The following is a 7,983-nucleotide window of genomic DNA, read 5'->3' on the forward strand; positions in this document are numbered from 1 at the left end:
ATCCAATGCTATCGACCGGACGGGCGTTTAGAGTCGGAAGCCACTTCGTCATCCTTGAAGATGCGGAGGAGGGCGCCGACGTCGTGGTGTGATTCCGCAGGATGCCTGAAGGGCTGGGAACCCTCCACGACGTAGTGTGTGCGGCGCCCTTCCTTCAGACGGTGGATGTACCCGGCTTCCTCGAGATCCTTGAGGATGTGCAGGGCGGCACGGCGGGTGATTCCCACCCGGAGCGCAAGGTCCTCCACCAGAATGTCCGGATGGGCTGCCACCGCGAGGAGCACGTGCCCGTGATTCGTGAGGATGGTCCACGACGGGCGGCTTTCACCGCCCGTCGCAGCCGGGGGGCCATCTCCGGGATGGGGGTCCGGTCCAGCCTCCGGCATAGTGCCTCCCCGTTGTCGTTTTAGGTGTCGTTGCGGGGGTCAGTTCCCGCCGCTACACCTTTTCTACCCCAGACCGGTTGCAGATCTTCGAACTCTTCCGGTGTGGCCCTGCGGAAGGGGGAAGTCAGCGGACCGGGAAGCGCCCGGCGTTCCTCCCCGCGGGTCGCCAGCAGGCTCGCGCCTATGGAGATGGCCAAAATGGTGATGATGACACCCAGGGAAATCGCCGTCGGGATGTAGAAGACGTCCACCTTGAGGAGCATCTTGATTCCCACCCACACCAGCACCAGGGAAAGCCCTACCTTCAGGTAGATGAAGCGGTGAATGAGGTCGGCAAGCAAAAAGTACATGGCACGCAGGCCCAGAATAGCGAACGCGTTAGCGGTGAAGACCAGGAACACCTCATCCGTCACCGCGAAGATCGCAGGGATGGAATCGACCGCAAACACAATGTCCGTCACCTCTACCATGACGAGGACCGCGAGCAGCGGAGTGGCAAGCAGTACGCCTTTTTTGCGGATGAGAAGACGCTGACCATAAAAGGCGTCGGTCATCGGGACATAGCGGCGGAACAGCTTCAGCGTGCGTGACTTCTCCGGATCAATGTGCTCGTTGCGCTGCTTGAGCATCTTGTAGCCGGTGAAGATCAGGAACGCGGCGAACAGGTAGAGAACCCACTCCGCACTGGCAATGATGGCCGAACCGGCAGCAATGAAAATGCCTCGGAAAACCAGGGCTCCCAGCACGCCGAGAAACAATACGCGGTGCTGGAACTCGCGGGGGACTCCGAAGAAGGCAAAGATGATGGCCCACACGAAGACGTTGTCGACGGCGAGAGATTTCTCAATCACGTATCCGGCGAAATACTGCTGGCCGAACTCAGCGCCATAACCGAGCCAGACCACTCCACCGAACGCCACGCCCATCAGGACCCAGACAGCAGACCAGATTGCAGCTTCCCGGACAGAAATGACATGCGCGCGCCGGTGCGCAACGAGGTCGAACGTCAACATCAGGAGTATGAGGCCAATGACAGCAAACCACAGCCACAAGGGCACGTTCATGGGGTACCTGCTTCCAGTCAGTTACTACCAACTGGAGGTCTCTCCCGGCCGCTGCCGGCCTGTCCACCGGGAAGCGCTGGGGCTGCCGGAATGACGATGGACTAGTTAGGGGATACTCCCCTCCGTGAAAATAAGTGAACCAGAGTTCACCTTTTCGCGCAAGCGCCCTGGTTCCCGCGCCTCCTCTGATCCGGTTGACGGCAGCCTGCCGTCTTCGCTTGCGTGTTAGCGGGCGTCGTCGTCCGTGCTTTTCGGCTTGGTGCCCCGGGGGTTGCCGTGCTCATCGAGGTTGGCTGATCCGCCGGGAATCTTCGAGGACGAGCGATTGATCCCCGTGCCCTTCCCGAGGTGATCTTCATTGGGTTTCTCCGTCATCAGCAACAACGCGCAGATGACCATCGAGGCGATGAAGGCGATGCCCGCGGCGGTCAGGCCCAGGTCCACCCGCAGCTCCCGGGTGCCACCGCCGGTGGCGAACACCATGGTCGCGATCCCCGCTATTGCTGCCAGAACGGCCGAAAAAATGAGAGGACCCTTGACGCCCTTGACCTGCTTGGACACGGTTCCTTCTCCTCAATGTTTTCTACGAATAGTAGAAATCTAGTTTACGGGTTTGGCGTGGGTTACGGGACCGGGAACTTCCCGTGCGTCATGCCGGTAGCTGAGGGCTGCAAGAGCAAGCACGACGGCGGAAATCACCGCGCCGCCGCCGGCCACGCCGAGCAGGGCATGCGCTCCGAGAGGCCGGAATAGCGGCAGCAGAACTCCGGTCAGCGTTGTCACGATCCCGATCAGGAGGAAATCGCGGGCAGCAATATAGGCGCCGTGGTTCCTGAACCAGATAATCAGGTACACCAAACCCATCAGGATCAATGCAAGCGCCCCGGCTTGGGCAAACACCTGGTCTGCATGCACCCACAGATTGAGCAGACCGGCAATTGCCAGGAACACCGGCACCGTTCGGGTGAGCCACGCGGGTATGGCGCCCTCTAGCAACAGGCTCTGCTCGGTGAAGTAGACGGCGGCGGCCAGCCCCAGAAAATAGAGCCCTCCCGCGACGGACATCACATGGACGGAGGGCTGTCCCCAGAAGATGGTCAGCAGCCCGAAAGCACCGGCCACTGCGGCGTGAAGCAGAAAAGCACGCCAGAGCAGAGTCAGTGCGGGCCTGCCTGCCTTTTCCACGCTCATGTCCTGCCTTTCCGTGCGCCTGAGGAACGATGCAAGTTTAGTCTCAGGCGGCCCCGGTCACCATCCAGCGATCATTCCGGACCCGCCAGCCCAGAGTCAGTGCGCGCGCCAGCATGTACCCGACACCGAACGCTGCCCATAGCCAGGCGATCCCCTCCAGTCCCGTCAGGCCGGCTGCGAACACCAGAACCAGCAGTGGAACGTACAGAACCAGATTTACGACGCCGGCGAGCGCCAGATACCTCGCGTCACCCGCACCGATCAGCACTCCGTCCAGCACAAAGACGTAGCCGCAGACCGGCTGCGCTGCGGCGAGTACCCAGAGGCCTATGGTGAAGGCCGCCCGGACGCCCTCGTCAGAGGTGAAAATCCAGTCAATGAACGGTGCAGCGGCTGCCAGCATCAGTCCGGTGAGCACGCCGAAGACAACTCCCCAACGGATCATGGTGCGGGTGAGGGCATGTGCGAGAGGCCGGTTGCCAGCACCGAGCTCCTTCCCGATGAGCGCCTGTGCCGCAATCGCAAGAGCATCCAGCGCGAAGGCGAGGAGAGTGAAGATGGTCATGATCAGCTGGTGGGATGCAAGGGACACGGGCCCTTGCGACGTTGCCACCACCACCGTTGCGAGGATCGCCACCCGCAGACTGGCGGTACGGAGCATCAGCCATGAACCGACGCGTGCCGTTGCCCTCAGGCCCCGCCAGGTAGGACGAAGCGAAACCGAGTGCCTGCCTGAAAAGCGATAGATGATGACGAGATAGACCGCTGCCATGCCCCATTGCGCAATGCTCGTCCCCAGCGCGGAACCTGCAACGGAAAGCCCCGCACCGTATACCAGTAGGTAGTTCAGGACGATATTGGCGCCGAACCCGGCTCCGGCCACTACCAGCGGCGTGCGTGTATCCTGGAGCCCCCTCAACACTCCTGTTGCCGCGAGTACAACAAGCATGGCTGTCAGCCCCGGCATGGAGAACCGCAGGTAATCCACCGCGAACTGGTGAACTTCGCCTTCAGCGCCCATTGCGGCAGCGAGCCCTGGCGCGAGGATCCATCCGAGAATCGACAGGGTCACACCCAGCAACAGTGCCAGCCCGACGCCGTCGCGCCCTGCTGCGAGTGCATCCTGCATGCGGCCGGCGCCGAGGAACCGCGCAACCGCAGGCGTTGTCGAGTAGGCGAGGAAAACCATAAGTCCGACGGCGGTCTGAAGGATTGTTGATGCGAGTCCTACGCCGGCCAACTCGTTGACGCCCAGATGACCGACGATCGCGGAGTCCGCCAGCAGGAAGAGCGGCTCCGCAATGAGAGCGCCCAGCGCAGGGACGGCAAGGCGGAGAATAGAGCGGCCAAGCTGGCGGCGGTCGGGGACAGTGGTGGACACGAATCCCAGCCTAGGCCCTGGGCAGGACAAAACGGATGGGCCATCCTGGCTCCGAATAGCTACGCTGGGTACTGGTTGAATAGCTGTTCAGCCAGATGAGGAGATGTCCGTGAAAGCTGGAGTCAAGCACTTCATCGTTGGTGCTGCACTCCTTCTGTTCAGCACCTTCTTCATACCGCAGGGGATGTCAGGTTTTGCGCGGTCCGCCGCTCGCAGCGAGCCTGTCGATGCCGGTTCCATAGTGCTGCTGATTATCGGCGTTGTCATCGTGGTGGCGGCGATCGCGTTGATCGCGCGCGGCCACATGCTGCGTTACAGGGAGCGCGCACGCGAGGCCGGGCGGAGGCCAACGGACCTCTCCTAAGGTCATAGCCCTTTCTCAACCATCTCCAGCAGTCGCCGCGCAGCGAAGGTCCGCTGCTCCTCATCCAGTCCCTGCAGCGGTCCGTCAATGACGAGCATGGCGAGCCCATGCACCGACGACCACGCCAGGAACTCAGCTCCCAAACGCCGCTCCGCCGGAAGAACACCCGCCTCGACCAGACCATCCAACGCCGCAGACAACAACTGGAACGGTGTCAGGCCGCTGTCGCCGGCCGAATCAGGGGCAGCGGCATCGCGCAGGTCCGCATGCTCCGCGAACGCAGTACGAAAAAGGCCCGGCTGGGTCTGTGCATAACGAAGATACCCGGCTCCTACGGCGCGGAGCCGAGCCTTGGCCACGTCGCCGACGTCGCCGGTTGATTCAATCCGGGACAGTTCCTGCTCGATGGAACGCGCCAGTTCCGCCTGAGCTGCCATCGACACGGCATGGAGGAGTGCCCGCTTGTCGGCGAAGTGCCGGTAGGCGGCGTTGGGTGTCACGCCCGTGCGGCGCGTGACCTCACGGAGCACGACGGCGGAGGGCCCGCCCTCGCGGGCAAGTTCAGTACCAGCAGCCACCAGGGCGCGCTGCAGGTCACCGTGACGGTATGTGCTGCGCTTCCGATGAGTCACACCATCTCCTCCCCTCGTGAGGCGCCTAAACAAATGTGAACAGTGTCAACAATTGTGCCACGGCGCCGGTAATCGAGCCGGGACGTTCAGCGCAGGGTTGCTGCCTCGGCGGAAAGGTTCATCCGAGCCTTCACCGCCCACAGACGCCGCCCCTCGGCAGTGCGATAAAGGGGATCAAGATTCAACAAGCGGTCGACGACGGCGGCCCTCCCCCGCGCGAATTCCGGGTCCGGTATGTGGGCGTACTCCTCCCGGACGGCGGCGAGGTACCGCCGGTACCCGCCCGGAGCACGGCCCAGCACCGCAAGGTCCGCATCACACAGCAACTCGGCCGGGCGGTCACCCTGCAGCGGTGCGTGCGTAGTGGTCAGCAGCACCAGGCGCCTCACCTCCGCATGAGTCTCTACGACACCTTCGAGCAGGGACCCCGCGAGCGCAGCCGACGCCGCCTCATCCTCCCCAGCTCGGCCGTTATACACAGCGTCGTGAAACCAGGCGGCGAGCCGGGCATTCAGGCGGGTTTCGGCGTCGTCGTTCTCGGTGAAAAGGAGGTCCAGCGCCTCCAGGACATCGAGCAGGTGTTCGGGCGTATGGTAGCGGCGGTGCGGCTCCGACCACCGGCCCAGCAACTCCGCGCCGAGCCGGGACGTGCCGGGCAGGGTCTGCTCCCATCGCGTGAGGAGGGACCGGCGGATGCGGTCCGGCCGGCGTCGTGCAGGTACCCGTAGCCCACTGGCGATCAGGACCCGCACCAGCGTTCCGCCGTCAACCTCGTGGGCACCGAGCTCGGCGAGCCGGCGGTAGCGCCGGGCCGGGACGTCGTAGTGATCTATGTCGAACGCGCGCTCGGGAATGCCGGCACTGGCTGCGAATGCGTGCAGCTCAGCGAGCGAGGTATCCGAGATGAGGTGCGAGAAAAGCGTGCCGTGCGCGGGCCAGAGCGGAGGATCGATATACACGGCCATGGGATAGAAGCATACCCAGCAAAACCCTGTACAGCCGCTGGGTGCTGTGCCATTGTTTACGGTGTCTACATGCGGTGCCGTCGTGCGTTTGGTGTGTCCACGGCGACCGCGTTTTCACCTTCGCGAATCGAGTACCCATGGAAACCACCCTCCTTGCCGTCGGAACCAAAAAGGGCCTTTGGCTTGCAACCAGCACCGACCGGCAGAACTGGACGCTCTCACAGCCCCACCACCTCATGTCCGAGATCCCGAGCATCGGAATTGATACCCGCGAGGGGAGGACGCGCATCCTGGTGGGAATGATGGACTGGCACTGGGGACCCACCGTGGTCTATTCGGATGACCTCGGAGCGACCTGGTCCGAACCCGAGCAGGGCGCCATCAAGTTTGCCGAATCAGATGACACCGCGCTTGGCCGGATCTGGCAGCTGCAGCCGGACACAACGGGCCGGCCGGGGGTTGTCTGGGCCGGCTGTGAACCGATCTCCGTGTGGAAATCGACTGACGGTGGGCAGCACTTCGAGCTCAACCGCGGGCTGTGGGACCATCCGCACCGCTCGGAGTGGGGCGCCGGTTTCGGCGGCGCCGCGGCGCACACGGTTATGCCCAGCCCGGTCGACGACACCGTTCACGTGGCCATGAGTACCGGCGGCGTCTATCGCTCCACAGACGGCGGCCAGTCCTGGGAACCGCGGAACAAGGGCATCTCGGCGTACTTCATGCCGGACCCCAACCCGGAATTCGGTCAGTGTGTTCACAAGATCGCTCGGGATTCTGAGAATCCCCAACGGCTCTACGCCCAGAACCACCACGGTGTCTACCGGACCGACGACGGCGCAGAAACCTGGGAATCGATCGCTGACGGACTGCCGGCTGACTTCGGATTCGTGATGCTGTCCCATCCCCGCCGCGGCGGTACCGCCTGGGTTATTCCCCTGAAGGCCGACGGAGAGCGCATCCCCCCGGATGCACGGCTTGCCGTTCACCGCACGGACGACGCCGGTGCCACCTGGACCCGGCTGGACAGAGGCTTGCCCGCCAGCGAATACAACGCCGTACTGCGCGATGCCGCAGGCGTGGATACTGCGGAGCCGGTCGGCGTCTACTTCGGAACGCGGGGCGGTTCTGTCTACGCCAGCGCGGACGAAGGGAATACTTTCACTGAGGTGGCGGCTCACCTGCCGGATGTGCTGTGCGTGCGTGCCGCCGTCGTCGTTGGCGCCGCTGCTGGCGTCGGGTCACCATGAGCCCTGTCACCGTCCTGATTCCGACGCTGCTGCGGCCGCTGGTTGATGACCGGTCCGCCGTCGAGATTCCGCTGGAGGCGCCCGCTCCGGTTTCTGCGGTACTGGACACACTGGCCGACGGGAGACCTGTCCTTGCCCGTCGGATCCGTGATGAGACCGGGGCGCTGCGCCGCTACGTCAATATCTACGTGGACGGTGAAGACGTGCGCCGGGCGGACGGTCTTTCTACACCGGTTGCACCCGGCTCAGAGGTGATGATCATTCAGTCCGTGGCCGGCGGGTAAGCGGCTGCGCTCAGCCACAGTAGGCGTTAGTTTGGATGAATGAGCGTCTACCGGTACGAGGTCGAGATTTTGCATCTGCTCGTGTCCGGCCAGCACGCCTACTTCGGCCGCGCGCGTGATGGCGCAGCGGACGTGCCAACGGTGGACGCCGAGCATGTCGACGTGGTGGCCGGCAAGGGCATCGTCGGGGACCGCTTCTTCGGCAAGGCGGCGCACATGGACGCTGCGGTGACGGTGTTCGCCGTCGAGGCGTTGGAGGCGATCGCGGCAGAACTGGGTGAGGGTGCTTTCGATCCGCTGCTGACGCGGCGCAACGTGGTCTTGAGGGGTGCACATCTGGCGCCCCTGGTTGGGCAGGAGTTCACCCTCGAGTCGGGCCCGGACCGGGTGACGCTGCGCGGCGGCAGGCCCGCGCATCCGTGTGCGTGGATGGACCGGATGCTAGCTCCTGGAGCACATGCGGCCATGC

Annotated in this window: 12 protein-coding genes; 5 read left to right on the top strand and 7 right to left on the bottom strand. The window is 63.8% G+C overall.

The window, feature by feature from the left end:
• Positions 1 to 8 precede the first annotated feature (8 nt).
• Both P4U43_RS12230 and P4U43_RS12235 read right to left on the bottom strand, forming a co-directional pair.
• Positions 9 to 386 (bottom strand): helix-turn-helix transcriptional regulator, encoded by a 378-nt coding sequence (locus tag P4U43_RS12230; RefSeq protein WP_277358985.1) that lies wholly within the window; start codon positions 384 to 386, stop codon positions 9 to 11.
• A gap of 20 nt (positions 387 to 406) precedes the next feature.
• Complete coding sequence (locus P4U43_RS12235; protein WP_277358986.1) at positions 407 to 1,450, bottom strand: TerC family protein; 1,044 nt, start codon at positions 1,448 to 1,450, stop codon at positions 407 to 409.
• Here P4U43_RS12235 and P4U43_RS12240 point away from each other — a divergent pair.
• Positions 1,416 to 1,544 (top strand): hypothetical protein, encoded by a 129-nt coding sequence (locus tag P4U43_RS12240; protein WP_268760496.1) that lies wholly within the window; start codon positions 1,416 to 1,418, stop codon positions 1,542 to 1,544. The two genes, P4U43_RS12235 and P4U43_RS12240, sit on opposite strands and share 35 nt — an antisense overlap.
• 131 nt (positions 1,545 to 1,675) lie before the next feature.
• On the opposite strand, the gene P4U43_RS12245 is transcribed toward P4U43_RS12240, so the two are convergent.
• Genes P4U43_RS12245 through P4U43_RS12255 form a run of 3 tightly spaced genes read right to left on the bottom strand, consistent with a single transcriptional unit; the run spans position 1,676 to position 4,022 of the window.
• Positions 1,676 to 2,011: a hypothetical protein gene (locus P4U43_RS12245; protein ID WP_277358987.1), complete on the bottom strand. Its 336-nt coding sequence runs from the start codon at positions 2,009 to 2,011 to the stop codon at positions 1,676 to 1,678.
• Positions 2,012 to 2,050: 39 nt separating this feature from the next.
• Entirely contained in the window at positions 2,051 to 2,641 is a 591-nt protein-coding gene (locus P4U43_RS12250; RefSeq protein ID WP_277358988.1) for a hypothetical protein, read from the bottom strand.
• A 43-nt stretch (positions 2,642 to 2,684) separates the two neighbouring features.
• A complete protein-coding gene (locus P4U43_RS12255) occupies positions 2,685 to 4,022 on the bottom strand; it encodes an MATE family efflux transporter (RefSeq protein WP_277358989.1) in 1,338 nt (445 codons plus the stop codon).
• Between the two features lie 109 nt (positions 4,023 to 4,131).
• On the opposite strand from P4U43_RS12255, the gene P4U43_RS12260 reads away from it, so the two are divergent.
• Positions 4,132 to 4,386 (top strand): hypothetical protein, encoded by a 255-nt coding sequence (locus tag P4U43_RS12260; RefSeq protein WP_277358990.1) that lies wholly within the window; start codon positions 4,132 to 4,134, stop codon positions 4,384 to 4,386.
• A gap of 2 nt (positions 4,387 to 4,388) precedes the next feature.
• On the opposite strand, the gene P4U43_RS12265 is transcribed toward P4U43_RS12260, so the two are convergent.
• The gene (locus P4U43_RS12265; protein ID WP_277358991.1) at positions 4,389 to 5,018 is read right to left on the bottom strand and encodes a TetR/AcrR family transcriptional regulator; all 630 of its coding nucleotides are present in this window, start codon (positions 5,016 to 5,018) and stop codon (positions 4,389 to 4,391) included.
• An 86-nt stretch (positions 5,019 to 5,104) separates the two neighbouring features.
• Positions 5,105 to 5,983: a DUF4031 domain-containing protein gene (locus tag P4U43_RS12270; protein WP_277358992.1), complete on the bottom strand. Its 879-nt coding sequence runs from the start codon at positions 5,981 to 5,983 to the stop codon at positions 5,105 to 5,107.
• Positions 5,984 to 6,120: 137 nt separating this feature from the next.
• Here P4U43_RS12270 and P4U43_RS12275 point away from each other — a divergent pair, with 137 nt between their 5' ends.
• The 3 genes from P4U43_RS12275 to P4U43_RS12285 all read left to right on the top strand — a co-directional run.
• The gene (locus P4U43_RS12275) at positions 6,121 to 7,230 is read left to right on the top strand and encodes a WD40/YVTN/BNR-like repeat-containing protein (RefSeq protein WP_277358993.1); all 1,110 of its coding nucleotides are present in this window, start codon (positions 6,121 to 6,123) and stop codon (positions 7,228 to 7,230) included.
• A complete protein-coding gene (locus P4U43_RS12280; protein ID WP_277358994.1) occupies positions 7,227 to 7,514 on the top strand; it encodes a MoaD/ThiS family protein in 288 nt (95 codons plus the stop codon). The genes P4U43_RS12275 and P4U43_RS12280 overlap by 4 nt, the downstream gene beginning before the upstream one ends.
• 39 nt (positions 7,515 to 7,553) lie before the next feature.
• Positions 7,554 to 7,983: MOSC domain-containing protein (locus P4U43_RS12285; protein WP_277358995.1), on the top strand; the 430-nt coding region annotated here is incomplete at its 3' end.

Source organism: Arthrobacter vasquezii, from assembly GCF_029455255.1.
Lineage (GTDB): Bacteria > Actinomycetota > Actinomycetes > Actinomycetales > Micrococcaceae > Arthrobacter_D > Arthrobacter_D parietis.